Origin of the sequence: Caulobacter sp. 17J65-9, assembly GCF_010975005.1 — a bacterium.
In the GTDB taxonomy this organism is placed as follows: domain Bacteria; phylum Pseudomonadota; class Alphaproteobacteria; order Caulobacterales; family Caulobacteraceae; genus 17J80-11.
In genome coordinates, this window is record NZ_JAAIVC010000329.1 from 1 (window position 1) to 803 (window position 803).

The 803-nt window shown below is 76.6% G+C and carries 1 protein-coding gene; it reads left to right on the forward strand.

Features of this window, described 5'->3' with window-relative positions:
* Positions 1 to 803, forward strand: an 803-nt coding sequence (locus G3573_RS21735) for a PLP-dependent aminotransferase family protein (RefSeq protein WP_163263694.1), incomplete at both ends; no start/stop codon positions are given.

Genomic DNA, 803 nt, shown 5'->3' on the forward strand with positions numbered 1-803 from the left:
GCCGAGCGGGCCGCGGCGGTCCAGTGGCTGGAGCCCCTGCTGGGCCGGATCGCGCCGGGGCGGGCCCTGGTCGCGCCGGGCGCCCAGGCGGTGCTGAACGCCCTGCTGGTCAGCGTGGTGCGCCCCGGCGGCACGCTGGCGGTCGAGCCGCTGACCTATCCGGGCCTGCTGTCGCTGGCGCGGCATCTGGGGATCGGCCTGGTTCCGGTCGAGGTCGACGCCGAGGGCGTGACGCCCGAGGGGCTGGAGCGGGTTTGCGCCGAGCGTCGGCCGCAGGCGCTGTATCTGATCCCCACCATCCAGAACCCGACGACCGCGACCATGAGCGTCGCGCGGCGCGAGGCCGTGGCCCGCATCGCCGCCGCCCACGACCTGGCGATCATCGAGGACGACGCCTACGGGCTGCTGCCGGAGACGCCGCTGCCGTCCATCGCCCGCTTCGCGCCGGAGCGGACCTGGTACGTCTCCACTCTGTCCAAGTGCCTGTCGCCGGGTCTGCGCGTGGCCTTCGCCGTCGCGCCCGACACGGACGGGGCCGAGCGGCTGTCGGCGGCGCTCAGGGCGGCGACAGGCATGGCCTCGCCGCTGTCCAGCGCCCTGACCCTGACCTGGATCCGCGACGGCGTCGCTCAGGACCTGCTGGCCGGCGTGCGGGCGGAGGCGGGCGCGAGGCGCGCCCTGGCGGCCGACGTCCTGCCGGGGGCGATCGGCCATGCGCAGGGCATCCACGTCTGGCTGGACCTGCCGCCGGCCTGGGACCGCTTCGCCCTGGTCGACGCGGTGCGCGCGCGCGGCCCCGTAGG